The organism is Mycobacteroides sp. PCS013 (genome assembly GCF_049532645.1).
Taxonomy (GTDB): domain Bacteria; phylum Actinomycetota; class Actinomycetes; order Mycobacteriales; family Mycobacteriaceae; genus Mycobacterium; species Mycobacterium gwanakae.
The window spans coordinates 3,122,666-3,148,947 of sequence record NZ_CP150131.1; the positions used below are offsets into that span (position 1 = coordinate 3,122,666).

The 26,282-nt window shown below is 63.7% G+C and carries 26 protein-coding genes; 9 read left to right on the forward strand and 17 right to left on the reverse strand.

What is annotated here, in order from left to right; genetic code table 11:
* Positions 1 to 3: 3 nt before the first annotated feature.
* The 8 genes from eat to mftA form a co-directional block, all read right to left on the reverse strand.
* Positions 4 to 1,467, reverse strand: coding sequence for an ethanolamine permease (gene eat / locus RHO23_RS15640; RefSeq protein ID WP_423488045.1), 1,464 nt, complete (start codon positions 1,465 to 1,467; stop codon positions 4 to 6).
* A gap of 61 nt (positions 1,468 to 1,528) precedes the next feature.
* Positions 1,529 to 2,923: a mycofactocin dehydrogenase MftG gene (mftG, locus tag RHO23_RS15645; protein WP_064409503.1), complete on the reverse strand. Its 1,395-nt coding sequence runs from the start codon at positions 2,921 to 2,923 to the stop codon at positions 1,529 to 1,531.
* A 29-nt stretch (positions 2,924 to 2,952) separates the two neighbouring features.
* A complete protein-coding gene (mftF, locus tag RHO23_RS15650; RefSeq protein ID WP_078284383.1) occupies positions 2,953 to 4,401 on the reverse strand; it encodes a mycofactocin biosynthesis glycosyltransferase MftF in 1,449 nt (482 codons plus the stop codon).
* Positions 4,398 to 5,144, reverse strand: coding sequence for a mycofactocin biosynthesis peptidyl-dipeptidase MftE (mftE, locus tag RHO23_RS15655; protein WP_064410416.1), 747 nt, complete (start codon positions 5,142 to 5,144; stop codon positions 4,398 to 4,400). Before mftE ends, mftF begins: the two co-directional genes overlap by 4 nt.
* 157 nt (positions 5,145 to 5,301) lie before the next feature.
* Entirely contained in the window at positions 5,302 to 6,480 is a 1,179-nt protein-coding gene (gene mftD, locus RHO23_RS15660) for a pre-mycofactocin synthase MftD (RefSeq protein WP_423488046.1), read from the reverse strand.
* Entirely contained in the window at positions 6,481 to 7,668 is a 1,188-nt protein-coding gene (gene mftC, locus RHO23_RS15665; protein WP_423489239.1) for a mycofactocin radical SAM maturase, read from the reverse strand.
* A gap of 26 nt (positions 7,669 to 7,694) precedes the next feature.
* The gene (gene mftB, locus RHO23_RS15670) at positions 7,695 to 7,997 is read right to left on the reverse strand and encodes a mycofactocin biosynthesis chaperone MftB (RefSeq protein ID WP_030096680.1); all 303 of its coding nucleotides are present in this window, start codon (positions 7,995 to 7,997) and stop codon (positions 7,695 to 7,697) included.
* 14 nt (positions 7,998 to 8,011) lie between these two features.
* On the reverse strand, positions 8,012 to 8,116 hold the full coding sequence (gene mftA, locus RHO23_RS15675; RefSeq protein ID WP_030096679.1) for a mycofactocin precursor MftA: 105 nt from the start codon (positions 8,114 to 8,116) through the stop codon (positions 8,012 to 8,014).
* Positions 8,117 to 8,219: 103 nt separating this feature from the next.
* On the opposite strand from mftA, the gene mftR reads away from it, so the two are divergent.
* Positions 8,220 to 8,816 carry a mycofactocin system transcriptional regulator gene (gene mftR, locus RHO23_RS15680; RefSeq protein ID WP_070915391.1) on the forward strand — a complete coding sequence of 199 codons (597 nt, stop codon included), beginning with the start codon at positions 8,220 to 8,222 and terminating at the stop codon, positions 8,814 to 8,816.
* A gap of 24 nt (positions 8,817 to 8,840) precedes the next feature.
* Here mftR and RHO23_RS15685 read toward each other — a convergent pair whose 3' ends face one another.
* Together RHO23_RS15685 and RHO23_RS15690 are read right to left on the reverse strand one after the other, a co-directional pair.
* Complete coding sequence (locus RHO23_RS15685) at positions 8,841 to 10,031, reverse strand: NAD(P)/FAD-dependent oxidoreductase (protein ID WP_096503743.1); 1,191 nt, start codon at positions 10,029 to 10,031, stop codon at positions 8,841 to 8,843.
* A 56-nt stretch (positions 10,032 to 10,087) separates the two neighbouring features.
* Positions 10,088 to 10,540 (reverse strand): Lrp/AsnC family transcriptional regulator, encoded by a 453-nt coding sequence (locus RHO23_RS15690; protein ID WP_030096676.1) that lies wholly within the window; start codon positions 10,538 to 10,540, stop codon positions 10,088 to 10,090.
* Between the two features lie 133 nt (positions 10,541 to 10,673).
* On the opposite strand from RHO23_RS15690, the gene ddaH reads away from it, so the two are divergent.
* From ddaH to RHO23_RS15710, 4 genes are read left to right on the forward strand one after another with little or no spacing between them, the layout of a single operon-like run.
* Positions 10,674 to 11,531 (forward strand): dimethylargininase, encoded by an 858-nt coding sequence (gene ddaH, locus RHO23_RS15695; protein ID WP_109421102.1) that lies wholly within the window; start codon positions 10,674 to 10,676, stop codon positions 11,529 to 11,531.
* A gap of 20 nt (positions 11,532 to 11,551) precedes the next feature.
* Positions 11,552 to 12,772 (forward strand): ornithine--oxo-acid transaminase, encoded by a 1,221-nt coding sequence (gene rocD / locus RHO23_RS15700; RefSeq protein ID WP_423489240.1) that lies wholly within the window; start codon positions 11,552 to 11,554, stop codon positions 12,770 to 12,772.
* Positions 12,773 to 12,797: 25 nt separating this feature from the next.
* The gene (locus RHO23_RS15705; RefSeq protein ID WP_064409509.1) at positions 12,798 to 14,273 is read left to right on the forward strand and encodes an APC family permease; all 1,476 of its coding nucleotides are present in this window, start codon (positions 12,798 to 12,800) and stop codon (positions 14,271 to 14,273) included.
* On the forward strand, positions 14,270 to 15,151 hold the full coding sequence (locus tag RHO23_RS15710; protein WP_030096672.1) for a universal stress protein: 882 nt from the start codon (positions 14,270 to 14,272) through the stop codon (positions 15,149 to 15,151). The genes RHO23_RS15705 and RHO23_RS15710 overlap by 4 nt, the downstream gene beginning before the upstream one ends.
* A gap of 7 nt (positions 15,152 to 15,158) precedes the next feature.
* Here RHO23_RS15710 and RHO23_RS15715 read toward each other — a convergent pair whose 3' ends face one another.
* Together RHO23_RS15715 and RHO23_RS15720 are read right to left on the reverse strand one after the other, a co-directional pair.
* Positions 15,159 to 15,980 (reverse strand): mycofactocin-coupled SDR family oxidoreductase, encoded by an 822-nt coding sequence (locus RHO23_RS15715; protein WP_064409510.1) that lies wholly within the window; start codon positions 15,978 to 15,980, stop codon positions 15,159 to 15,161.
* A gap of 159 nt (positions 15,981 to 16,139) precedes the next feature.
* Positions 16,140 to 16,940, reverse strand: a complete 801-nt coding sequence (locus tag RHO23_RS15720; RefSeq protein WP_070941390.1) for an SHOCT domain-containing protein — start codon at positions 16,938 to 16,940, stop codon at positions 16,140 to 16,142.
* Between the two features lie 113 nt (positions 16,941 to 17,053).
* Between RHO23_RS15720 and RHO23_RS15725 the strand changes: the two genes are divergently transcribed.
* Both RHO23_RS15725 and RHO23_RS15730 read left to right on the forward strand, forming a co-directional pair.
* A complete protein-coding gene (locus tag RHO23_RS15725) occupies positions 17,054 to 18,412 on the forward strand; it encodes an oxygenase MpaB family protein (RefSeq protein ID WP_064409511.1) in 1,359 nt (452 codons plus the stop codon).
* A gap of 96 nt (positions 18,413 to 18,508) precedes the next feature.
* Entirely contained in the window at positions 18,509 to 19,858 is a 1,350-nt protein-coding gene (locus tag RHO23_RS15730) for an oxygenase MpaB family protein (protein ID WP_064409512.1), read from the forward strand.
* 131 nt (positions 19,859 to 19,989) lie between these two features.
* Here the strand turns inward: RHO23_RS15730 and tuf are convergent, their stop codons facing one another.
* The 5 genes from tuf to RHO23_RS15755 form a co-directional block, all read right to left on the reverse strand.
* Positions 19,990 to 21,183: an elongation factor Tu gene (tuf, locus tag RHO23_RS15735; protein WP_030096667.1), complete on the reverse strand. Its 1,194-nt coding sequence runs from the start codon at positions 21,181 to 21,183 to the stop codon at positions 19,990 to 19,992.
* Between the two features lie 68 nt (positions 21,184 to 21,251).
* Positions 21,252 to 23,306: an elongation factor G gene (fusA, locus tag RHO23_RS15740; protein WP_199340705.1), complete on the reverse strand. Its 2,055-nt coding sequence runs from the start codon at positions 23,304 to 23,306 to the stop codon at positions 21,252 to 21,254.
* Positions 23,307 to 23,434: 128 nt separating this feature from the next.
* Complete coding sequence (gene rpsG / locus RHO23_RS15745) at positions 23,435 to 23,905, reverse strand: 30S ribosomal protein S7 (protein WP_030096665.1); 471 nt, start codon at positions 23,903 to 23,905, stop codon at positions 23,435 to 23,437.
* Positions 23,905 to 24,279: a 30S ribosomal protein S12 gene (rpsL, locus tag RHO23_RS15750; protein WP_003929602.1), complete on the reverse strand. Its 375-nt coding sequence runs from the start codon at positions 24,277 to 24,279 to the stop codon at positions 23,905 to 23,907. The genes rpsG and rpsL overlap by 1 nt, the downstream gene beginning before the upstream one ends.
* A gap of 323 nt (positions 24,280 to 24,602) precedes the next feature.
* Positions 24,603 to 25,211, reverse strand: a complete 609-nt coding sequence (locus tag RHO23_RS15755) for a TetR/AcrR family transcriptional regulator (RefSeq protein ID WP_030096664.1) — start codon at positions 25,209 to 25,211, stop codon at positions 24,603 to 24,605.
* Between the two features lie 177 nt (positions 25,212 to 25,388).
* Between RHO23_RS15755 and RHO23_RS15760 the strand changes: the two genes are divergently transcribed.
* Positions 25,389 to 25,802: a DUF3060 domain-containing protein gene (locus tag RHO23_RS15760; protein WP_070941391.1), complete on the forward strand. Its 414-nt coding sequence runs from the start codon at positions 25,389 to 25,391 to the stop codon at positions 25,800 to 25,802.
* Between the two features lie 38 nt (positions 25,803 to 25,840).
* Entirely contained in the window at positions 25,841 to 26,281 is a 441-nt protein-coding gene (locus RHO23_RS15765; protein ID WP_070915404.1) for a DUF3060 domain-containing protein, read from the forward strand.
* The last annotated feature ends 1 nt before the right edge of the window (position 26,282 follow it).

Here is a 26,282-nt window from a genome sequence, read left to right on the forward strand (position 1 = left end):
TGCCTATTTCAATTCGTCCTCGGCTTCTGCAAGCGCCGCGAACTCTTCGTCCGGGGAGTTTGCGACCAAGTGGTGTCGGCTATAGAGCCCAAAGTACGCCATAAACAGGATGAACACCCCGAACGTGGCAAAAGCCGCGGTGGTATCGACGATGAAAGTCGCCACTACCGCCGCACACGCGATCACCAGTGCGAACCCGCTGGTGGCGATGCCGCCTGGGGTTCGATACGGCCGCTGCATCTCGGGCTCGCGAACACGCAGCACAATGTGACTGACCATCATCAGCACATAGCTCAGCGCCGCACCGAAAACCGCCATGTTGAGCAACATCGCGCCTTTGCCACTGAGCGACAAGAGGAATCCGATGACTCCCGGCACGATCAATGCCAGCACGGGAGCCTTCCGGCTGTTGGTGACCGATAGCCGGGTCGGCAGATAACCGGCACGGGACAACGCAAAGGTCTGCCGGCTGTAGGCGTACACGATCGAGAAGAAGCTGGCGACGAGGCCGGCCAGCCCGATGTAGTTGACCGCCTTGGCGACCGTGGTGGTTCCCAGCGCCTCGACCAAGGGATTACCCGACTGTCCCATCGCCTCGGCACCGCCCGCGCCGGGCACCAGGAACAGCACGACCGTACCGGTGACAACAAGCACCAGCATCGCCATCACGATGCCGCGTGGGATGTTCTTCGCGGGATCTCGCGCTTCCTCGGCCGCAAGCGGCACGCCCTCGATCGCCAGGAACAACCAGATCGCGAACGGCACCGCCGCCCAGATTCCCAAATACCCGTAGGGCAGTAATGCCGCTGCGCCCGTTGCTGTTTCATCCACGGGAATGTTGGTCAGGTTGTTCGCGTCGAATCGGCCGACGGCGCCGATCGCAAAGGTGATCAGGCCTACGAGCGCGATCCCGGTGATGATGAACATCGTCCTGAGCGCCTCGCCCGCACCACTGAGATGGATCCCTATGAAGATCGCGTACACAGCCAGGTAGATCCACCATCCGTCCTTGAGCCCGAACAGATGCAGTGATTGGACGTAACTTCCGATGAACGTGGCAATGGCGGCCGGAGCTATCGCGTACTCAATGAGAATCGCCGTCCCGGTTGCGAATCCACCCCATGGGCCCAGGGCACGCCGGGCGAAGGTGTAACCACCACCCGCGGTGGGTAGCGCCGACGACATCTCTGCCATGCTGAGCACCATCGACAGATACATCGCGGCGATGACAACCGCCGCGATGGCCATGCCACCGAAACCTCCCTTGCTCAAGCCGGTGTTCCAGCCCGCGTAATCGCCGGAGATCACGTAGCTCACGCCGAGCCCGGCCAGTAGCACCCAGCCTGCGGTCCCCGACCTCAGCTGCCGCCGCGCGAGATAGTCGGCACCCTCGAGATGCGATTGGACACCCGCATGATCGTGCGCGGCCTCCGGATGTGGACTGACGGTGTCATCGGGAGTTGACATCGTCCAATTGTGCGGCCGATGGCGTGTACATGTGCGGTAGACGCCAAGATTCGCACCCTCGTTACGACCACGCAACAAACTGGGCCGCCCGATGCCCGATCATCGCAATCGTGGCCGCCGGTCCGCGGCTCGGAATGGTCGGCATGATTGACCCGTCGATGACAAAGAGCCCGTCGATTCCCCTGACACGACAGTACTTGTCGACGACCGCGTACTTGTCCTCGTCATTACCCATGGGTGCGGTCGCACACAGATGTTGCGACGTGGACCACCGCGGACCACCGAACCGCCGACCGTACAGCTCGGTTACCAGACGGACTCCGTCCCGCAAGCGATCCATATCTGTGGTCTCGCTGTCATACCTCAAGTCGATGTACACCGGCGCTGCAGGATCGACCGAACGTAATTCGACTCGACCCCGGCACCTCGGGGTCATCAACGCTACGCCGATCTGCCTGGCATCGGCACCATTCACCTGAGCACCTGCCATGGCAGCGAATCCTGTTGTGTAAGGGCGTATCTCGAGACCCATCTGACGGTCGGTGTGCAAGACGGTGTCCAGTACGGGATACCCCGGCTGCCCACCATCGCCGGTGTCGAGCACCCACTCCGCGTGGTCCATCACGCGGGTCCCCACACCGGGTAGGTCGACAATGGGCTCGACCCCGACCGCGCGCAGGTCATCGGCCGGTCCCAGCCCGGAGAGCAGTAGCAGCTTGGCGCTCTCAATCGCACCCGCGCTCAATATGATTCGATCAGCGGTCAGAGTCCGCACCGAGCTCCCCACCGCCACCTGCACCCCAGAGGCGCGCCCGCCACCACACAGCACCCGCAATACACGAGTACCGGAGTACACCGCGAGATTGGGGCGCCAGCCCGCTCCCTCCAGATAGGCACGCGCTGGCCCGATCCGCATGCCGCTGTCGATGTTGAGTGGCACCAATCCCACCCCGACACCGGCCTTGCCGTTGAGGTCTGCCACCGCCGGATAGCCGGCTTTGACGGCGAGATCCGCCAGTTCTCTTCCAGCGGTGCTCTGTTCATGCCTGCGCCCGATCGGTATGGGTCCCGATGAGCCGTGTAGCGGATCATCCCGAAAGTCGCGATCGGTCTCCATCGCGCGGAAGTCATCACGTACATCCACCCAGGCCCACCCCGGCACCGACCATCCATCGAAATCCGCGGGCCGACCCCGCACGAAGTAACCGCCGTTGATCGCGCCGGAGCCACCCACCACCGATCCGCGCACCAACTCGGCCTGATCACCGGTGGATGTCAGCGTGGCCCAGTAGTAGGTGGCTATCTGACTGTCCGGGCCGATCGGCAGACGGTACCCGTCGCGCACACCGTCCTCGTCGGCGGACGACGCCGGCCCGGCCTCCACGAGCACCACACGAAATGACGGGTCTTCGGAAAGGCGGCTGGCCAGAATCGAACCCGCGCTGCCCGCGCCCACAATGAGCGCATCCGCGTGGATCGGCCTACTCAGGGCCGTAATTCCGGTCGAAGCGCACCCAGATCGCGCTCCTGCACGATCCCCGACCACAAGCCAATCCCATAGGCGATGTCGTCAAGACGCTTCAGCAATACGTACTCGAGCAGACCGATGCGATCATCGGGAGACGCCGAGTTGTCGTTGCGCTTCATCCAATCCACCACGCCGTCGACAATGGCGGCCACCACGAGCACTTGGCGACTGCGCCGCGACAGCGCGGCGGCCACCAACGCCAATGGCCAGTAATGGCGGCACAACGCGGACGCGATCTGCAACGCGGCACCGCCCACGCCCTGGGTGGCCACTCGAAGGACATCACGCGGTGGGGTGTCCACTCCCCGCAATGTCCGCGCGACACGCCCGGCCGCGAGCGCGGCCATGCCCGCCGCGGCCAGATAGCCCATCCCAGAACCCACCGCCGCCAGAATCCACACCAGCAGTGTCCATCGCGAGATGACCATCGGCGCCACCTTGTCGGGGTGGCGCGTCGACAGCGGCGCAGCGCTCATTCCGTAAAATGCTTTGCGCGCGAACCATTCTCGAAGTGTCAGTCGATGATCATGAGCCACATGGGATACCGGTTCGTACCGCAGCCGAGACCCCGCCTCGATCAGCCGCCAGCACAGATCCACGTCTTCACCGCATCGCAGCGATTCGTCGAACCCACCGATCTCGTCTATCGCGGCCCGGCGAACCACGATCGCCGCACTGGGGACATACGACACCGGGCCGTACGGAACGACGGGCGCCTCGCGAAGGCCAAGGTCCAACGAGGACCTGACCGCCTCATAGCGAGCAATCGCGTTGTCGCTCAAGACCAATCCCACAATCCGGGGGGCGACCAGAGCAACAGCCGGATCACTGAAATGCCCCAACAGTGCCTCCAGCCAGCCGCGCCTGGGCACCACATCCGAGTCAAGGAAGGCGACGAAATCCGTGGTCGCCAGCTTCAGCCCGGTATTGCGGGCCGCTGCCGGGCCCTGACTCTCGTCGTGACGTACCACCGTCACGTCACAGTGCATGCCCTCCAGATCGCATTCCAGGATCGGAATGGTGGAACCGTCGTCGATGACGATCACGCGCATCCCGCGCAACGCCCGTAGCAGCCGGCGAAGGCCAAATCCATTGTTAAGGCAAGGAATAACGACGGTCACGTCTCGATATCCGGGTCCACCCGTGGGCCGGGGGTGAGCGACGGTCGCATCCAGCAGCGTCCGGGCAAGCTGCGCGCTGGTCGCGTCACGGACCTCGAGCCGTCCACCGGAAAGCAGGGTCCGCGCGGCCGGAGCCAATCGCAGCAGCCGGGTTGGGGAGCCACCCAGTAGCGCCGAGCCCTCGTCGAGAACGCGAACGCGCCGATCCACCTGTACCGCGAATCCGTCGGGTAACCGTCCGTGCGGTGCGGACACGCCCTGCGCCGGCTCGTCACTGGTGGTCATACCAGCCGCCCGTCCGCGTCGGGTGTCCAACGGCGCACCGCGTCGGCGCATTGTCGAGTCATCGTCGCGAGCATCCGTGCGCCTTCCTGGCTGCTGGCGGTGGTCGGATCTCCGAGCACACCGATGGCGCTCACCGCCGCTACTCCGCCCGCACGCATAGGCGCCATCAGTTCGCGCAGCGGTGCCGAATTTCCGGCGAGCACTTCCTCACGACGCACGTTCTCTGGTGAAATATGCAGCAGCAGAGACGTTTCCACGTGTCCCGCATGAGCGTCGCCGCCTTCGACCGCACACGCCCACCATGCGATATCGCGCCCCTCGGAACGCAACAGTCGCACCGCGGAGACCGTCGCCTCGATATTCCCGCCGTGACCGTTTACGAAGACGATGCGCCGGCACCACTGTGTGGCCGACCGGGCGTACTCAACGAGGACCCGAGTCAGCGCCTCGGTCCCGATCGAGATCGTTCCAGCGAAGGATTGATGTTCTCCGCTGGATCCGTACGCGATGGCCGGGGCAAGGGCGGTCTGACCGTGACCCGTATCGGCGGCCAGCTCCCCCGCCGCAGCGGTAGCCACAGCATTGGCAATGCGGGTGTCGGTGTCCAGCGGCAAGTGCGGCCCGTGTTGTTCGGTTGAGCCGAGCGGAGTGAACAGCGTAATGGCCTCGTCTGCGAGCTCCGGAGAGATGGCGGTGCTCAAGACAGTCGGAACAGCCACCCGCCGATGGTAGGCCGAATTCACGTCAAATGCATCCAAAGTTGGCGCACACGATCGAGGTCTTTACATCCTTGCTGGCCGTCGGCTTATGCGCTAGGCGCTATTTCGTACCGATTGTCACGCCAGTCCCTGCCGCCACATCGACGACGCCGTCGCCGCGTTCGATTCGCGCTGCGCTGAACTAGTGCCGCCCGAGGCCCCGGGCAAATCCCTCGGGGATCAAAAGATCATCTGGCGATAGTTCGTGCACAGATTTTTTGCCAAGTCCCATCAGCGCCGAGTCGATGCCGCCGCGCATGATGTCCAGGACGTTCTCGACACCGGCCTGACCGGCGGCCGCGAGGCCCCAGAGATACGCCCGCCCGATCATCACCGCGCGCGCACCAAGGGCCAACGCCTTGACGACGTCGCTGCCCCGCCGGATGCCACCATCGAGCAGCACCTCGACATCACCGCCGACAGCCGCTGCGATGCCGGGCAATGCGCGGATCGAGGCAGGTGTTCCGTCGAGATTGTTACCACCGTGATTTGACACCGAGATCGCTGAAACTCCGCAATCCACAGCATTTTTGGCGTCATCGATGCGCATCACACCCTTGAGCATGAACGGACCGTCCCACTGCTCACGCATCCACCGCACGTCATCCCAGGTGGGCGCCGGGGTTCCCATCCACTGCCCGTAGGCATCGAAGAACGGCGGCCCGGCCTCGCCACGGGCCGCCTGGTTCGGCACCCGCAGGTCCGGGATGTTCATGCCCTTGCCGAACGACCACAGCCAGCCGGGCTTGGTCACCACTTCCGGCGCCAGCCGGATCATCGACCGCAGGTTCATCTTCTCGGGTATGGACGGGCTCCCCCAGTCGCGACCGTGCGAGAAGCTCCAGTCCAGGGTGGCGATAAGCCCCACCGCTCCAGCATCTTTCGCACGCTGGATGCGCTGAGCCACGTCGTCGCGTCCGCCCAGCCAGTAGATCTGAAAGTGCGTCTTCGGATTGGCAGCCACCACGTCCTCGATGGGCTTGCTGGCAAAGGATGACAGCCCCATGGCGGTTCCACGCGCGGCGGCCGCCCGCGCCACAGCCACCTCACCATCGGGATCCACCGCTTGAACGCCGGTCGGCGAGATCATCACCGGCAGTGAAATCTCTTGCCCCAACACTGTTGTCGACAGTTCACGGTCCGGCTGAATGCCAACGACGTGGGGCTTGAATCCAAGTTCCCCGAACGCCTCGACATTATCGCTGACCGTCAGCCCCTTCTCACTGGCCGAGATCAGCGAGCTGTAGACGGACTTCGGCAGCCGCTTCTTGGCCCGCTGCTGGGCAATCGCGACCGTTTCGAACCATGTGTTGCGCGCCATCTACCGTCCTGCTCGTATGTTGGAAAGGGGGTTCTCGTCGCACGCGCGCGATGGGGGCCGGCGAGTCAGGGTCAGCGCAACTGGGCCCGCGGCCGGGCCGCGCTTACCCTTCGAATGCGAATGGTCCCCACTGGGTTTGGGCACGACGCGATCTGCAGCCAGGGCCGCCTCGCCGTAGCCCTGTACGCATTCCGGGTCGGGCCCATCCATGGGCAACCCGGTAAAGAACTTCGCCGCCATACAGCCGCCCCGGCAGCTGTCATAATGCCCACAGCTGCTGCACGCACCCGCGGACTGTGGCTCGCGCAACTCGTTGAACAACTGTGAGTGCTTCCACACCTCATCAAAGCCACCATCGGACACCACATTTCCGGCCATGAACCGATCGTGGATGGCAAATGGGCACGCGTAGACATCACCGACCGGATCGATCAGGCACACCACCCGGCCAGCACCGCACATGTTCAGGCCTGGCAAACCACCGGAGCCATCGCCGTACGCCGACAGGTGGAAGAAGGAATCACCCGTGAGCACCCGCTCACCATTGAGCACCAGCCAGTCGTACAACTGACGCTGCTGCGCAGGGGTGGGGTGCAGTTCGTCCCATACATCGGCACCGCGCCCGGAAGGCCGCAACCGTGTAATCCGCAGCGTTGCACCGTATTTTGCCGCCAGATCCGCGAACTCGTCGAGTTGGTCCACGTTATGACGAGTGACCACCACCGAGATCTTGGCGTCCTTGAAGCCGGCGGCAGCCAGATTCTCCAGCGCGCGTACCGCCATGGCGAACGATCCCGCGCCGCGCACGGCGTCGTTCACCTCTGCGGTCGCGCCGTCCAGCGAGATCTGCACATCGACGTAATCGCTCGCGGCCAGCCGCGCCGCCACCTCCTCGGTGATGCGCACACCGTTGGTCGAGAACTTGACCCCCACATGGTGCTCGGTCGCATAGTCGACAAGCTCCCAAAAGTCTGCGCGCACAGTAGGTTCCCCGCCACCAATGTTCACGTAGAACACCTGCATGCGTTCAAGCTCGTCGATGATGCCCTTACACTGCGCGGTGGACAGCTCGCGCGGATCACGCTTGCCCGACGATGACAGGCAGTGCACACAGGACAGGTTGCAGGCGTAGGTCAGTTCCCAGGTGAGGCAGATGGGAGCATCCAGTCCCTGTTCGAACTGATCCACCAGGCGGGGTACAGCGGGAGCGCTCATCAAGCGTCCTCTCGGGTCACGATCATCGTCGAATCCGCCAGCACGGCCAATGCCCGCTGGTACGCGGCGGCCTGGCCGTCTTCGACACCGGCGGCGCGCCAAGCATTCTCAGCGCTGGTGTGGTCGGGAAGCGATTGCACGATCTGCAGCAGGGTGCGGTTCTTCAGGAAGGACAGCTTGCGGGTGCCGAAGTGGTAGAGCAGCGCCCCAAACGGCTCGGGGCGCAACGACACCTGGGGGTGCAACTGCCAGGGCCGGGTCCAATCGAAACCGGCGGGCGCCTCGTCAATCATGGCGCTCATCGAGGTGGGGCGTCTCAGTAGACGCCGCACATCCCGTCGATCGACACCTCTTCGACCAGCGATTCCTGCACCAACTCGGTGTCGGTGGTCTGTCCGGCGACAGTGGTGGGCTCGGCCATCTGTTCACTCCCTTGTGAGTCTGGACTGTGGCAACGATCACGATAATAATGGCATCGAGTGCAGAAAGGGAAGAGGGTGGCAGGAAATGGCACAGTTCTCGGCATGAGTGCGCAGCCGGCGCGCGTGGGACGGCGCCCTTCGACAACCCGGGATGAGATCACCGCAGTTGCCATGGCACTGTTCGCGCAGCGCAACTTCGACGACGTGAGCGTTGACGACATCGCCGCAGCGGCCGGTATCGCCAGGCGTACGGTGTTTCGGTACTACAGCTCCAAGAACGCAATCGTGTGGGGAGACTTCGACTCCCACCTTGAGGTGATGCGCGCACTGCTCGAGAAGACACCGGACACGGTGGATATCAGCACTGCCCTGCGCCAGGCATTGCTGACATTCAACGACTTTCCGGCCGATGAGACCCCGCGCCACCGCATGCGGATGCGGCTGATCTTGGAAGTCCCTGCGTTACAGGCTTACTCGATGCTGATGTACACCGGCTGGCGCGACGTCATCGCGCAGTTCGTGGCCACACGCACCGGCACCGATCCCGGCACCCTCTTACCGCAGACCGTTGCCTGGACCCTGCTCGGAGTGGCACTCGCCGCTTACGAACAATGGCTCGCCGACGAGTCCGCCACGCTCACCACACTGCTCGGCAAGGGCCTCGATGCCGCAGAGGTGGGCCTGCGCGGGCTGGGCTGAGCTCGCGAGCGGAAGGAACAGGCGCTACTCCAGCACGTCGGCGATGGGCGTTCCCGCGGCGATCTTGGCCCGCATCTTCATCACCGGGCCGGCCATCCCGCAGCCGACGACGCCGGTGAGCACACCGTCGCGCTCCAGATATGCCAGGAATTTGCGGCCGTCATCGGAAATGAGATGCACGGTATCCGCGTCGCCGAGATGTCCGAGCGACTGGATCTTCACGTCGTACTGATCGCTCCAAAAGTACGGCACGGCAGCAGCATTAGCCGCTGGCTCCTGACCGAGTAAGGCGGGTACGAGCGCGCGGACTTGATCGGCGACATTGCTCCAATGCTCCACCCGGCTGGGGCGGCCGTCAGCATCCGCCCACGCGGCGACATCGCCCAACGCCCAGACATGCGGGGTGCCGGTACGGCCCACCGCATCGCACACCACGCCGTTGTTGACCTCGACACCCGACCCGTCCAACCAGTCCGTGGCGGGCCGGCTCCCGATACCCAGCACGACGAGATCGGAGTCCAGGCGCGTGCCGTCGGACAAGGTGACGGACTGAACCCGTCCGTCTCCCTCGACCGCGTCTACGCCTACTCCCACCCGAACGTCTACGCCCTCATTGCGATGCAGCCGGGCAACCAGGTCGCCGAGCTGCTGTCCGATCGCCGCCAGCAGCGGAGCAGGTTGCGGTTCGACGAGAACCACGTCAACTCCGTTGGCACGCAATGTGGACGCGACCTCACACCCGATAAATCCGGCCCCGACCACCACCGCTCGCCGCGCCTTCGCAGCGTCGCCTCGCAGCGCGAAGCTGTCATCGGCGGTACGCAGGACGTGGATGCCGTCCAGCTCGGGGAAGGCAGCGATACGCCGGGGAACGAGGCCCGTCGCGATGACGGCCTCTCCGTACTCCAGGGTGCTGCCATCATCCAGCGTGGCCGTCCGGGCAGCAGGGTCCAGCGCGACCACCTTGGCACCGAGTCGCAGTTCAATCTGCTTCTCGTCGTAAAACTCTCGCGGTTTGAGCACTACCGCATCGATTGTCTTCTCCGCGTCGCGCAGGACGTCCTTGGACAGCGGCGGACGGTCGTAGGGCAAGTGCGCCTCGCTGCTTACGATGGTGATCGGCCCGGAGAACTCGGCGCGGCGTAACTGTTCGGCGGTTCGTACCGCCCCCAGCCCGCCACCGATGATCAGTACCCCTCGATCCGCATCGCTCATGGGTTTCTTCTTACACGACTGGACACGGGCGATGTCAGGCCTATCGCCTCTGCCTCTTACCCCTGGACCTGCGCCCGGTCCACCAGGTTGGAAAGCACCACGATGCTCTCGGTGCGGTCGATGTCCCCACTGGCACGGATGCGTTCCAGCGCACGCTCGAGATGCTGGATATCGCGTGCCAGCACCCGCAACATCGCATCGGAGGTTCCGGTCACCGTCGCGGCACTGACGACCTCGGGAATGTCGATCCACGCCCGCCGCAAGGCTTCCGGCGTGATGGTGCCCTGGCAGTAGACCTGGACGTAGGCCTCGGTATTCCAGCCGACGGCAGCACGATCCACCACGGTGGTGAATCCCTTGATCACCCCCGTCGCAACCAGCCGGTCGACACGGCGCTTGACCGCCGGGGCCGACAGGTTGACCTCCTCACCGATCTCGGCGAACGTCGCTCGAGCATTGCGCATCAACAGCGTCACGATCCGCTCATCGGTGGCATCGAGCTCGGCCATTCACGTTCCTCCTCCAGCGATCCGCCCAATCTGCAATAGAATGCCAAATTTACGTTCTGGACGCAATGAATCGCGGCCGCCTACACAACGCATAGAGATTGATTGCGGCAATCGCCTCTCCTACGCTCAGCGCATGACCGTTGTGCACGAGGGTGGACACCCGGCCGGCTCCCCCATCCAACAGCCAGACAGAACACCGACGACGCGTCACTACGTGATGGTGCCGCCGACGTACTACACCGTCGAATACGCGATCAATCCCTGGATGGACATATCCAATCCGGTCGATCCGACGTTGGCCACCGCCCAGTGGGATACGTTGCGCGCCACCTACGAACGCCTGGGCCACACGGTGGACATCCTGCCTCCCGTGGCCGGCCTACCGGACATGGTCTACGCGGCCAACGGCGGAGTCGTGCTGCGGGGCAACGCCGTTGTCGCACGGTTCACCCACCCCGAACGCGCCGGCGAATCCGCCGCACATGCCGAATGGATGCGTGTGCACGGACTGCGCGCCATGCATACCCGGTACACCAATGAGGGTCAGGGCGACTTCCTGCTGGCGGGCGATGTCATGTTGGCCGGCACGGGTTTCCGCACCGACGTCCGGTCTCATGTGGAAGTGGCGCGAATGCTCGACATTCCCGTGGTAACACTGGAGCTCGTCGATCCGCGGTTCTATCACCTGGATACCGCGCTGGCCGTACTGGATCCGCAGACCGTGGCGTACTACCCGCAGGCGTTCAGTGAGGCCTCGCAAGCCCGGCTGCAGTTCATGTACCCCAACGCGATCATCGCCAGCTCGACCGACGCCTACGTGCTCGGGATGAACGCGGTGTCCGACGGTCGCCACGTCATGCTGCCCGCCACCGCGACCGGATTCGCCGAACAACTCCGCACCGCCGGATTCGAACCGATCGGTATCGATCTCTCCGAGCTTCTCAAGGGCGGCGGTTCGGTGAAATGCTGCACGCTGGAGCTGCACTCGTGACCGTCACGGAGGCCCCCGGTATGTCACCCGACTCATACAAGAGCGCCGAATACATCGAGTTGGCCGAGCAGTACGGCGCACACAACTATGCGCCGCTACCGGTCGTCGCCCATCGCGCCGAGGGCGCGTGGATCGAAGACGTGGACGGCAAGCGCTATCTGGATTGTCTGGCCGCCTACTCGGCGGTGAACTTCGGCCACGGCAACCCCGAGATTCTCGCGGCCGCCCACGCTCAGCTCGACACGGTGACCCTGGTGAGCCGGGCATTTCATTCGGATCGTCTCGGCAGGTTCTGTCGCGACCTCGCCCGCCTCTGCGGCAAGGCCATGGTGCTGCCGATGAACACCGGGGCCGAGGCGGTGGAAAGTGGCATCAAGGTCGCCCGTAAATGGGGCACCGACGTCAAGGGAGTGCCCGCCGGACAGGCCAACATCGTGGTGGCGCACAACAACTTCCACGGCCGGACCATCAGCATCGTAAGTTTCTCCTCCGACGAGACGGCGCGCGGCGGGTTTGGCCCGTTCACACCCGGCTTCCGCATGGTGCCGTTCGGCGACATCGCCGCACTGGCACGGGCGATCGACGACAACACCGTCGCCGTCCTGCTCGAACCGGTTCAGGGCGAGGCCGGCATCATCATTCCGCCCGACGACTACCTGCCCGCGGTCCGCGCAATGTGCACCGAGAACAATGTGCTGTTCATCGCCGACGAGATCCAGGCCGGGCTCGCGCGCACCGGCAAGATGTTCGCGTGTGACCACTGGAACGTGGTCCCGGACGTCTACCTACTGGGTAAGGCGCTGGGCGGTGGCGTGGTCCCGGTCTCTGCCGTGGTCGCCGACGTCGACGTGCTTGGCGTGCTGCATCCAGGCGAACACGGCTCCACCTTCGGTGGAAATCCGTTGGCCGCAGCCATCGGATCGACAGTCGTGGCAATCCTCGAGCGTGGTGAGTTCCAGCGGCGGGCGGCGGTTCACGGTGGACATCTGCGACGACGCCTGGATGCGCTGATCGGCCACGGCGTCACCGAGGTGCGTTCACTGGGGCTGTGGGCCGGGGTCGACATCGATCCGAATCTGGCAACCGGAAGACAAATCAGTCTGCGCATGGCAGAGTGTGGCGTCTTAGTGAAGGACACGCATGGCGCGACTCTCCGGTTTGCACCACCCCTTGTCATCACCGAGGACGAAATCGATTGGGCAATAGACCAGTTCGCTGATGCGCTGGCCAAAAGCCGGTAGGTTTCGCCCGGCCCCAGGAGGCACAATGGCACCCTCGTCACCCAGCCTTGCCCAGCAGCTGCTGCGGCGCCGTCCCACGTCGGGGGCTCCCACTGCCCACGGCGCCGGCGGGCATCTGAGGCAATCGATGGGGACATTCCAACTCACCATGATCGGCGTCGGCGCCACGGTGGGCACCGGAATCTTCTTCATCTTGGCCGAATCCGTGCCCAAGGCAGGCCCCGCGGTGATGGCCTCGTTCCTGGTCGCTGGTCTCGCCGCAGGACTGGCAGCGCTCTGTTATGCCGAGTTGGCCTCCGCGGTACCGGTATCGGGTTCCTCGTTCTCCTACGCGTACACCACGCTGGGCGAGCTGGCAGCGATGGTGGTGGCTGCCTGTCTGCTGCTGGAGTACGGCGTATCAGCGGCCGCGGTCGCGGTGGGCTGGAGCCAGTACCTCGACAAACTTCTGGTCAATGTCTTCGGATCGCATCTGCCGCACGCGATCAGCGCCGCCCCCTGGGACAACGTCGATCCGGGAGTGCCGCATGCCTGGCTCAACCTGCCGGCCGTGGTCCTGATTGTCATGTGTGCGATCCTGCTCATCCGTGGAACCAGCGAGTCCGCACTCGTGAACACGGTCATGGTGCTGCTCAAACTCGCCGTTCTGACGGTCTTCGCGATCATCGCGTTCACCGCGTTTCAGGCGGGCAACTTCTCCGACTTCGCGCCGTTCGGCGTCAGCGGTATCGGCGCCGCAGCCGGAACGATCTTCTTCACCTATGTCGGACTGGACACGGTGTCCACCGCCGGCGAGGAAGTGAAGGACCCGCAACGCACGATGCCGCGCGCGCTCATCGCCGCACTCCTCATCGTCACCGCCTTCTACCTCGTGGTCGCCCTTGCCGCACTCGGCGCACAGCCGTGGCGGGAGTTCGAGGGACAGTCCGCCGGCCTGGCCCTGATTCTGGACAAGGTCACCGGAAGTACCTCTGCCAGTACCTTCCTCGCGGTCGGCGCGGTCATTTCGATCTTCTCGATCACCCTGGTCTCGATGTACGGCCAGACCCGCATCCTGTTCGCCATCGGCCGCGACGGCCTGCTGCCCTCGGTCTTCGCGCAGGTCAATCCCCGCACGCTGACACCGGTGAACAACACGATCATCGTCGCGATCGTCGTGGGCCTCATGGCCGCCTTCGTACCGCTGAACAGCCTCGCGAACATGGTGTCGATCGGCACCCTCACCGCGTTCATCGTGGTGTCGATCGGTGTCATCATCCTGCGGGTCCGAGAGCCTGAGCTGCCGCGCGCCTTCCGTGTTCCCGGCTACCCGGTCACTCCGGTTCTGTCCGTGATTGCCTGCGGCTACATCCTGTTCAGTCTGCCCTGGGTCACCTGGATCGCATTCGGGTCCTGGGTTGCCGTGGTGCTGGTGTTCTACCTGGTGTGGGGACGGCACCACAGCGCGCTGAACGACGCACCCAACGACCCAGCCGAACTGCCCGAGAAGGAACCGGTATGACCGTCGTCGTCGGATATCTCTCGGGCAAGGGCGGCAAGGGCGCCCTGCACCTGGCTGTCGAATCTGCCCGCGTTCTGGAGACCTCGCTGACGGTCACCACCGTGGTACCGAAGCCGTGGACCACACTGTCGAAAGCCAAGATCGACGCCGAGTACGCGCAATGGGCTCAGAAGCTCTCCGACGATTCGAAGTCCGAGGCCGCCGCGTATCTCGAAAAGATCAGCGCCGGAATCGATGTCACATTCCACAACGTGGCTCACCGCTCGGTGTCCGGCGGGCTGCTGGAAGCGGTGGAGGCCTCTGACGCGGATGTACTCGTCGTGGGCTCCGCCTCGGAAGGAAGCCTCGGGCAAGTGGTGCTGGGCTCGACCGGGGACCGGCTGTTGCACTCCTCCCCCGTCCCCCTGGCCATCAGCCCCCGCGGTTACCGCGGTTCGAAGGCCGGCACGGTCAGCCGGGTCACCTGCGGATACCCGGGCACAGAGGATGCGGTTGACGTTGTACACCAAGCGGTTCGGCTGACACAACGTCTGCACGCGCCGCTGCGCGTGGTCACCTTCGCCGTACGCGGCCGCACCATGCTGACGGCCGGGGTGGGCCCCGAGGCCGAGGACGCGGTGCTCGCCAGCTGGGTCGCCCAGTCCGAAGAGGCGCTGGCCGGACTGCGTCAGGACGGAGTGATCGAATCCGAGGTCGAGCTCAAGGTCGTCACCGGCGACAGCTGGGACGACGCCTTGGACAACGCCGAGTGGCTCGACGGCGAGCTATTGGTGCTCGGCAGCCGCCCCCACAGCACGGTTGCCCGCGTCTTCCTGGGTTCCCGCGCAACCAAGATCGTCAGGCACAGCCCGGTTCCCGTCGTGGTGATGCCGGGCTAGAGCTGTCTCAGTAGGTCAGGTGCCCCTTGTCGACGGGCACCTGAGCACCGGCCAACGTGCCGGAGGCGTCGCCCGCCAGCCACACCACCACATCGGAGATCTCATCGGGCTCGAGCATCTTGTTGGGCGACAACGGCATCGGCGCAATGCTTGGCAGATAATTGGGATGTTCGGCCAGTAGCTTCATCATGGCGTCGCCGGTGATCATCGGCGTGGTCACCCCGTACGGATGGATCGAGTTGACCCGGATGCCGTACTCGGCCAGTTCGATCGTCAACGACTTGGTGAGTCCGGTCAGGCCGAACTTCGAGGCGACATAGGCGCCGTTACCCGGAGTGCCCTTGAGCCCGGACACCGAGCTGACGATCACGATCGAACCGCCGTTTCCGGCCTTGATCATTGTCGGCACAACGGCTTTCACGGTCTTCCAGGTGCCGGTGAGGTTGGTGTCGATGACGTCTTCCCACTGCTGGTCGGGCATCTCCCACAACCTGCCCCAGCTGAGCACTCCAGCATTGGCGATGAGGATGTCAATGTGCCCGAACTGGGCAACGGCCTCCTCGACCACACTCTGCAGTGCCGCGCCGTTGCGGACATCGGCCTGCTCGGCGATGATCTTGCGCCCGGCAGCCTCCACGAGCCGCACCGTTTCCTTGAGATCTTCCGGTGTCGCAGCCTCGTATCCCGCATACTCCGACACGGGGGCACACACGTCGATCGCAACGATGTCCGCGCCCGCCTGGGCCAGCCGGACGGCGTGCTGCCGTCCCTGCCCACGAGCCGCACCGGTTACGAAGGCCACTTTTCCAGCCAAGGGCTGATCCGCCATGTCTGCTCCTTTGCACTTGAAGCCAGGCTAGCAGCAGCACTAGAACGTGTTCCAGATTCAGGGCCGCTCAGCGGACAAATGAACACTGTCATCAGGAAGCGTGAACCACCGCAAGGCGATCGAGGTGCGCGCCATCATCCCCTGGGCCGCGCCATCGGCCTAGAGATCGCCGAGGATCTCCGCACGTTTGGTGTTGTATTCCGCTTCGGACACCAGTGATGCCAGCTTCAACCGATCGAGTTCGGCAAGCCGGTCGGATACGGAGCCACCGGGGCCAGGGTCGGCCGACGAGGCCCGCTCAGCTCCCTCCGTCTTGCGCAGAATGGCGTCAATCTGTTGGCGGACAACCGGGTTAGAACGGATATCCACCACTCCATCGGTGCCAATGCCGTTGGCCTTAAGAACCTTCATGATCTCGAAGAGTGGGCCGGCCTGGCCGGTCAGGTCATACTCGCGGCCCTGCGACGAGCTGGTGAATTTGGCCGGTACCTGACCGCTGAGTAACGCGGTGCGCTGCCAATCGATCTGAAACCGCTCGGTGCCGGGCGCGACGAGCACAACGAGCTTGCCGCGCGAGAGGGCAGGTACCTGCAGCACCGACACCCGGGTCCTCGTCTCGGCGCGGAACGGGCTGATCCCGTCCCCGTGCACCTGAAGCGTCAGCTTGATGACCGGCTGATCGTTGACCCTCATGCCCGTCTCATTGGCGGCAATTACGTCGGCAAGTGCGAGAATACCGTTGGCCTCCAACAGCTTACGCGCCTCATCGGTTCGAGTGAAGACCAACGTCAGCACGAACGCCAACACCACGATCCCGATGGTGATACCGACGCCGCTGTACAGCATCCAACTCGTCGCGGGTTGGTCGATCACGTAATACATCACGATGAATATCGGCCCGACGATCCCGCAGATCAACGAGAAGGCCAGGATTTTCAGAAAGCGTCCGACCACGTTCATGGCGCTCATCATCCTCCACCTGCGCGGCATCTTGTGCGGGATCCAGCCAGCCTCTAATATTGGCAATACATGTTGTCAACGATGCCGACATTGCTGGATAGGAGGCATTCACCATGCCCAAGCTCACCGCCGTCGACAGCCCGTCGGCCCGCGATCCCCATCCGTACGACTACTACCACCGGCCGGGCATGGATCTACGCCCAATTCCCGAGGGCAAGAACGAGTTCGGCTGGATCTGGCGTCACTGCCGACACGTGCTGTTCGACAACTGGTTCGACGTCGAAGACGACGTCACCCCCACGCCACTGACCCGCCTGTTCGACGATCACATGTGGCAGGGCGACGAGCTGATGGATGCCGTGGTGGCCATGTTCGAACGGATGGGCTCGGCACGCGCACGGCCCCTGTTCGAGCAGGCCATCACCGATGGCATTGATTCCCTGGACGACCCGCCGGACGAACTGCGCGCCCTTCTGGAGGACGCATACCGAGTGCCCGAATGGTGGGATCCCGCCAAGGCGGAACGTGGACGACAACGGCTGTATCGGACCACCGTCCCCACCTTCCTCATCATGGCCACATTCGGTGTATTCGACACCGTCATGAACTCCGATGTTTCGACATCGACAGGCGCCACCGGAAGATTCCGCGACCAGGGTCCGCAACGACAGATCGAGACCGGCAGGTTCTTCGCCACCCTGTTCGATCGGGATGCCATGCGGCCCGGGTCACCACAGATGAAGCTGACCCTACGCGTGCGGCTTGTACATTCGTTGGCCCGCAAGGGCCTTCGATCCGCATGGGGTCCAGATAACTATGCGAGATTTGGTGCGCCGATTCCCAACTCGTCAATGTGCGGATTCATCGAGGCCGGGGCGCTGGGTGGATTGGTGCTCGACCAGCGATTCGGCCGACCGTGCACACTCAAGGAGATCGATGATGTATGGCACTACATGTCTCGATGGGCGTTGTTATTCGGCGTGACAGAGACGTTGTGCCCCAAGTCTGGCATCGAGGCGATGCACAACCTCGACTACCTGCTGGCACGATCCGGCGAAGCATCGAAATGGCGAGTGGAACTTGTGGAAGTCCTGTCCTCGCTGACTACCGGCGGGTTCCAGAACCGAATAGGCGACCTGCTGTATTCGACCGTCATTGGCGGTCCTGGTTCGGTTCTCATGGGATCGCAAGCGATGGACGAGTTCCTACGCGACACCCAGTTCGAACGGATACCCCATCGACTCCCGGGCACGATCGTCAAAGCCGTCGCGACAGCCGGCGGACATACCGCCGCCATCCGCGATCGGGTACCAGGAATCAACTGGGTCCGCCGTGTCACGTACGGAAGGCTGATACCGAACCCCAGCCTTCTCATCAACCCGGTCTTCGACGTTCTCGAGAAGCTCCACAAGGTCAGCTCCACCTACACGATGCACGACACCAACACTTCCGGGCACGCCTTCGCCAGCTAGCCGCGATGTCCGCTCTTGTGAGCTCTCCCCGCGCGGCCTAATATTGACAATGCACGTTGTCAATGATGTCGACGTCAACAACCAGGAGGCGCCCGGATGCCCGAACTCACCGTGGTCGACAAACCACTGTCTGGCGATCCGCACCCGTTCGACTACTACTTCCGGCCGGGCATGGATCTACGCCCAATTCCCGAGGGCAAGAACGAATTCGGGTGGATCTGGCGCCACTGCAGACACTATTTGTTCGATCCCTGGTTCGACGTCGAGGACGAGGTGACCCCCACCCCGGCGACCCGCCTGTTCGACGATCACATGTGGCAGGGCGACGAGCCGATGGACGCCGTCGCCGAGCTGTTTCACGAGCTCGGGTCCGCTCAGGCCCGAGCACTGTTCGAACAGGCCGTCGAGCATGGCGTCGACAGCCTGGATGATCCTCCCGAGGCGCTGCGTGCACTGTTCGCGGATGCCTACCGCGTGCCGCCATGGTGGGATCCAGCCAAGGCGGAACGGGGCCGGCTGCGGGCGCGCCAGGTGACCACCGCAACCACCGCGGTCATGGCGACCTTCGCGGTATTCGACACCGTCATGAACTCCGATGTGTCGGCAGCCACCGGTGCCACCGGCCGGTTCCGTTATCAGAGCGCCCAACGGCTGGCAGAGACGAATCGGTTCTTCTCCATGATCTTCGACCGTGACGGGTTGGTACCCGGCTCCGAACAGATCAAGCTGACGATGCGCGTTCGTCTGGTGCACGCACTGGCGCGGCGGGGCCTGCGCAGCGCCTGGGGCGAGGACAACTTCGCCGAATACGGCGCTCCCATCTCCAACGCGTCCATGTGCGGATTCATCGAGGCGATGCTCGGAGCGCTCCTTGTCGACTACCGACTCGGAAGATCTTGCACGCTAAGGGAAATCGATGACGTATGGCATTACCTGCTGCGATGGGCGCTGATGTTCGGCGTCACCGAAGACCTGCTGCCACGCACCGGCATCGACGCCATGCGCAATCTGGATTACCTGCTGGCCCGTTCCGGAGATGCCTCGCGTTGGCGCGTCGAGCTGATCGAGGCGCTGGCCACCGGCATATCCGGAGCGCGGACCGGACCCGTCCGGCGCATCTTCGCTGAAGTGCTCGCGGGCCCCGGCAGCATGCTGATGGGACCGGCGGCCATGGACGAATTCTTCCAGGGCACAACCTTCGAAGGGATCAACCATCGCCTGTCGGGCTGGCTGTTCAGCACGGCGGCCGCGGTCAATGCCAACGCATCCGCGGTTTTCGATCGGCTGCCCGGAATCGGCCTGATGCGCCGGCAGTTGGACGCGTTCAATCCCAATCCCAGTGCGGTGAACAACCTTTTCTCGGAGCTGATCGAGAAACGCGCCAAGGTGGCCTCGACGTACACGATGCACGACAACAACACGTCCGGGCACGCCTTCGCCCGCTGACTAATTCTGCCGAGCGGGAATCTCACGAGGTAAATCAGGCCAAATCCCTCGCCAGATTCCCACTCGCCGAACAGAATACGAAAACGGCGCCCACCCCGAAGGGTGAGCGCCGTTTTCTTGGCGTCTTTAGATCACTTGAGGATCTTGGTAACGCGACCCGCGCCGACGGTACGACCGCCCTCACGGATGGCGAAACGCAGACCCTCGTCCATGGCCACCGGCTGGATCAGCTTGACGGAGATGTCGGTGTTGTCACCGGGCATAACCATCTCGGTGCCCTCGGGCAGCGTCACAACACCGGTCACGTCAGTGGTACGGAAGTAGAACTGCGGACGGTAGTTGTTGAAGAACGGCGTGTGGCGGCCGCCCTCGTCCTTGGACAGGATGTAGACGCTGCCCTCGAACTCGGTGTGCGGGGTGGTGGTGCCGGGCTTGACCACAACCTGGCCACGCTCGACGTCCTCACGCTTCACACCACGGACCAGCAGACCGACGTTGTCGCCAGCCTGGCCCTGATCGAGCAGCTTGCGGAACATCTCAACACCGGTGACGGTCGTCTTGGTGGTGGTGTCCTTGATGCCGACGATCTCGACGTCCTCGTTCACGTTGATCACGCCACGCTCGACACGACCGGTCACCACGGTGCCACGACCGGTGATGGTGAACACGTCCTCGACGGGCATCAGGAACGGCTTGTCGGTCTCGCGAACCGGGTCCGGGATCGACTCGTCAACCGCGTCCATCAGATCGGCAACGGTCTTGCCCCACTCGGCGTCGCCCTCGAGCGCCTTCAGCGCCGAGACACGCACCACGGGAGCGTTGTCGCCGTCGAAGTCCTGGCTGCTCAGCAGCTCACGAACTTCCATCTCGACGAGCTCGAGGAGCTCCTCGTCGTCCACCATGTCGGACTTGTTCAGCGCGACCAGGATGTAGGGCACACCGACCTGACGAGCGAGCAGCACGTGCTCGCGAGTCTGCGGCATGGGGCCGTCCGTCGCGGCGACCACCAGGATCGCGCCGTCCATCTGGGCGGCACCGGTGATCATGTTCTTGATGTAGTCAGCGTGACCGGGGGCGTCAACGTGTGCGTAGTGACGCTTCTCGGTCTGGTACTCCACGTGCGAGATGTTGATCGTGATACCACGAGCCTTCTCTTCGGGAGCGTTGTCGATCTGGTCGAAGGCCGACGCCTCGTTCAAATCGGGGTACTTGTCATGCAGCACCTTGGTGATAGCTGCAGTGAGAGTGGTCTTGCCGTGGTCAACGTGACCGATGGTCCCGATGTTGACGTGCGGCTTCGTCCGCTCGAACTTCGCCTTCGCCACTTGTGTCCTCCTGGACTCTTGTTGTTGTTACTTACAGTGTTGCGCCAGGGGCGCGGTGCTCCGGCGGACTATTCGCCCGTTGCCTTCGCGATGATCTCCTTCGACACGTTCGCCGGAACTTCGGCGTACGAGTCAAACACCATGGAGTAGTTAGCCCGGCCCTGGGTCTTCGACCGAAGGTCGCCGACGTAGCCGAACATCTCCGACAGCGGAACCTGTGCCTTGACGACACGAGCACCGCTGCGCTCCTCCATAGCCTGGATCTGGCCACGGCGGGAGTTCAGGTCGCCGATCACATCACCCATGTAGTCCTCGGGGGTGGTGACCTCGACAGCCATGATCGGCTCGAGGATGACCGGCTGGGCCGACTGGGCGGCCTTCTTCAGAGCCTGCGAACCAGCGATCTTGAACGCCATTTCCGACGAGTCAACGTCGTGGTACGCACCGTCGAGCAGGGTGACCTTGATGTTCACCAGCGGGTAGCCGGCCAGGATGCCGTACTGCATGGCGTCCTGTGCACCGGCGTCCACCGACGGGATGTACTCGCGCGGAACGCGTCCACCGGTGACCTTGTTCGAGAACTCGTAGGTGGCGCCGTCCTCGGCATCCACCAGCGGCTCGAGGCTGATGATCACCTTCGCGAACTGGCCCGATCCACCCGTCTGCTTCTTGTGGGTGAATTCGACGTTCTCGACCGTCTTGCGGATCGTCTCGCGGTAGGCCACCTGCGGCTTACCGACGTTGGCCTCGACCTTGAACTCGCGGCGCATGCGGTCCACCAGGATGTCCAAGTGGAGCTCGCCCATGCCACCGATGATCGTCTGACCGGTCTCCTGGTCCAGCTTGACCTTGAAGGTCGGATCCTCTTCGGCCAGCTTCTGGATCGCGGTGCCCAGCTTCTCCTGGTCGCTCTTGGTCTTCGGCTCGATGGCCACCTGGATAACCGGATCCGGGAAGGTCATCGACTCCAGCACGATCTGGTTGTTCGGATCGCACAGGGTGTCACCGGTGGTGGTGTCCTTGAGACCGATGACCGCGTAGATGTGGCCCGCGGCGGCGGACTCGACCGGGTTCTCCTTGTTGGAGTGCATCTGGAACAGCTTGCCCAGACGCTCCTTCTTGCCCTTGGTGGAGTTGACCACCTGAGCACCGGAGTCGACCTTGCCCGAGTACACACGGATGTAGATCAGCTTGCCGAAGAACGGGTGGGTGGCCACCTTGAACGCCAGCGCACTGAACGGCTCGGAGGTGTTGGGCTCACGCGTGATGAGCTCTTCTTCCTTGCCCGGGACATGACCGGTGGTGGCACCGACGTCCAGCGGCGACGGCAGGTAATCGATGACCGCGTCGAGCATGGGCTGTACGCCCTTGTTCTTGAACGCGCTACCGCACAGCACCGGGTAGGCCTCGGACGTGATGGTCAGCTTGCGGATCGCAGCCTTGATCTCGTCGATGGTCAGCTCTTCGCCGCCCAGGTACTTCTCCAGCAGCTCTTCATCGGTCTCGGCAACGGCCTCGAGCAGCGCTGCGCGGTACTCGTCGGCCTTGTCCTTGAGCTCGGCGGGGATCTCTACGGTCTCGTAGCTCTCGCCCATCTTGGTCTCGCCACGCCACACCTTGGCGTTCATCTCGACCAGGTCGATGATGCCTTCGAAGTCGTTCTCGGCACCGATCGGCAGCTGGATGGGCAGCGCGCGCGCACCGAGACGATCCTCGATGGTCTTCACGGTGAAGTAGAAGTCGGCGCCCAGCTTGTCCATCTTGTTCACGAAACAGATACGCGGAACGTCGTAGCGGTCGGCCTGACGCCACACCTGCTCGGACTGCGGCTCCACGCCCTCTTTGCCATCGAAAACCGCGACGGCACCGTCGAGGACACGCAGGTTGCGCTCCACCTCAACGGTGAAGTCGACGTGCCCAGGGGTGTCGATGATGTTGAGCTGGTTTTCTTTCCAGTACGCGGTCGTCGCGGCCGACGTGATGGTGATGCCGCGCTCCTGCTCCTGCTCCATCCAGTCCATGGTGGCTGCGCCGTCGTGGACCTCACCGATCTTGTACGTGATACCGGTGTAGAAGAGGATGCGTTCGGTCGTGGTGGTCTTGCCGGCATCGATGTGGGCCATGATGCCGAAGTTGCGGACCTTGTTCAGGTCGGTCAGCACTTCCTGTGCCACAGAAGTTTCCGCTCTTTCGCTTCGAATTGGGGATGGACGAACTGGGCGGGCCTCGCTATGAAGTGAGGCCCGTCAGATCACCAGCGGTAGTGCGCGAACGCCCGGTTGGCCTCGGCCATCTTGTGGACATCCTCGCGGCGCTTCACCGATGCGCCCAGGCCATTGCTGGCGTCCAGGATCTCATTGGCAAGCCGCTCGACCATGGTCTTCTCACGACGAGCGCGCGAGAAGCTCACCAGCCAGCGCAGGGCCAGGGTGGTGGAGCGATCGGGACGCACCTCGACCGGCACCTGGTAGGTGGCACCACCGACGCGGCGGCTGCGCACCTCGAGGGCGGGCTTCACGTTGTCCATGGCGCGCTTGAGGGTGACGACCGGATCGGTGCCGGTCTTGTCCCGGGCCTGCTCCAGGGCGCCGTAAACGATGCGCTCGGCGATGGACTTCTTGCCATCGAGCAGCACCTTGTTGACCAGCTGGGTAACCAGCTGCGAACTGTAAACCGGGTCGTTGACCAGGGGGCGCGACGGCGCGGGTCCCTTACGCGGCATTAGCTCTTCTCCTTCTTGGCGCCGTAGCGGCTGCGAGCCTGCTTGCGGTTCTTGACTCCCTGGGTGTCCAGCGAGCCGCGGATGATCTTGTAGCGCACACCGGGGAGGTCCTTCACACGACCACCACGCACGAGCACCATCGAGTGCTCCTGCAGGTTGTGGCCCTCACCCGGGATGTAAGCGGTGACCTCCACCGCGCTGGTCAGCCGCACACGGGCCACCTTCCGCAGCGCCGAGTTCGGCTTCTTCGGGGTGGTGGTGTAGACGCGGGTGCACACGCCACGGCGCTGCGGGCTGCCCTTAAGGGCCGCGGTCTTCACCTTGGCGATCTTGTCCCGGCGACCCTTACGGACCAGCTGGTTGATGGTTGGCATGTACCGGCTTTCTGTCTCTAGCTACTACTGGGCTCTAGCACTGCGAGCCCATATGAAGGCCCTGTTGTCCTGCGGTTTTCGCCCGTATCGGTATCCCGAGGCCGGGCGTGTCGCACGCACCGCGGCCGCGAAGAAAAACTCCTTCACCCTCTGGGCATGCGAATTGACCTGGCGCCCTATCTGACCCCCGCTGGGTAACCCAGTGGTGGCCATCGGCCAGGCACAGCGCCCTACCATACCAGGGCTGATCACGGTGAGACAAACTCGCCTACCAGCGACAAAGCGCAGGTCATCGACAACTCACCGACGCGCGGGCAACTTGCCTACTTGCGCTCGGCAAGACCCGACGCGAAGCGGTGCACCATCTCCGTAAACGCGATATCGGGATCCATCTCGATGCCCGCCATGAAGCCCGTCATCTCCAACATGACGAAGCCGTGCATCGCAGCCCACAGCTCGACACCCGCATGGAAGGCAGTGTCCTCGTTGAGTCCGTAGACGCCGATGGCCTCGGTCGCCGGCTTGGCCAGCTCGCGTGCGTCGATGGTCGGACGGTTCACGGCATCCAGGAACGGCATCCGGGTCAGCGCCGCATATCTACCGGGGTGGTGGTGTGCGTAACTGCGGTACGCGCCGGCCATCGCCAGGATCGCGTCCTCACTGGTGCGCCCCGAGCTCACGGTGTGCAGCATGCCCACGATCTCGGCCAGCACCCGGTCACGCACCTCATGGCGCAGATCATCAAGGCTGTCCACGTGGTTATAGAGCGAGGGCCCCTTCGTGCCGAGCTCGACGGCCAACGCATTGATCGTCAACGCATCCCAGCCGGCCCGATCCAAGAAGGACAACGCGGCGTTGATGACCGTGTCGCGGTTGAGCCGTGTTGCCCGCGCAGGGTTTCTGCGGTGCGCGGTTGCGGGCTCGGTCGTCACGTGTGGTCCACCTTCTGGGGGTGAGTCGTTCTAGTGCGGTGCTCTTTGGTGCGGCCTTGTGGAGCAGATGGCCTGCTATGACCCTATCTCCCCCACCGTCACCTTTGTGTTTGTCAGCCCATCGAGTCTGTCGTGGCGCCCGGTGGCTTATTCTCATCGAGTGACCTGGACGCTGAAATGACACACGTTCTAGTTTCCGTGGGGCGGCGAGCGCTGGTCGCCGCCCTGGTGACCGCCGGCATCGCCGCGTTGGCGAGCTCGCCTGCGGGCCGTTCGGACCTCGCAGACAACATTCGCCTGGTGAAGAACGGCGACACCCACATCACCCAGTACGGGCTCGTGACCACCATCGATTGCAGCGATTCGACCGTCTTTGTGAACGGGTCGCAGAACGTCATCACCGCTCTCGGCAGCTGCTACGCCATCTCGGTGCAGGGGTCCTCCAACACGATCATCGCCGACAACGTGGTCAACGACATCACTGTCTACGGCTTCAACCAGAAGGTCCTCTACAAGTCCGGTGAACCGGCGGTCATCGATCGCGGGCGCGAGCTGGGCATGATGAATTTCATCGACCGCATTCCCGGCTAACCCCCTGCCGTCATCCAAAACTCCGGATAATCGACGTCATGTCCCGCCATTATGTGGTCCTGGCCCTGACCCTCGTCGCCCTCGGACTGGCAGGCTGCGGTGCCATCAAACCGGGTTCGAGCAATCCGACGCCCGGCACCTGGACTCCCCCGTCCACCTCGGCCTCGTCCAGCCCGTCCACACCGACCTCCGCCAAGGTCGATATCGGGGACGAGACGGTGATCGGGTACTTCGGCCAAACCACGACCGCCGCCTGCGACGAGGGCAAGCGCCTGAACATCACGGGTGCCAACAACACGCTCACCATCACCGGCGCCTGCGACAAGGTCACCGTCTCGGGTTTCTCCAACACCGTCACGTTCGACGAGCTGAAAACCGAAGTGACGGTGACCGGCTACGGGAACAAGCTGACCTACAAGACGGGCGAACCCAAGGTCAACAACTACGGAAGCAACAACACCATTCAGAAGGCTTCCTAGC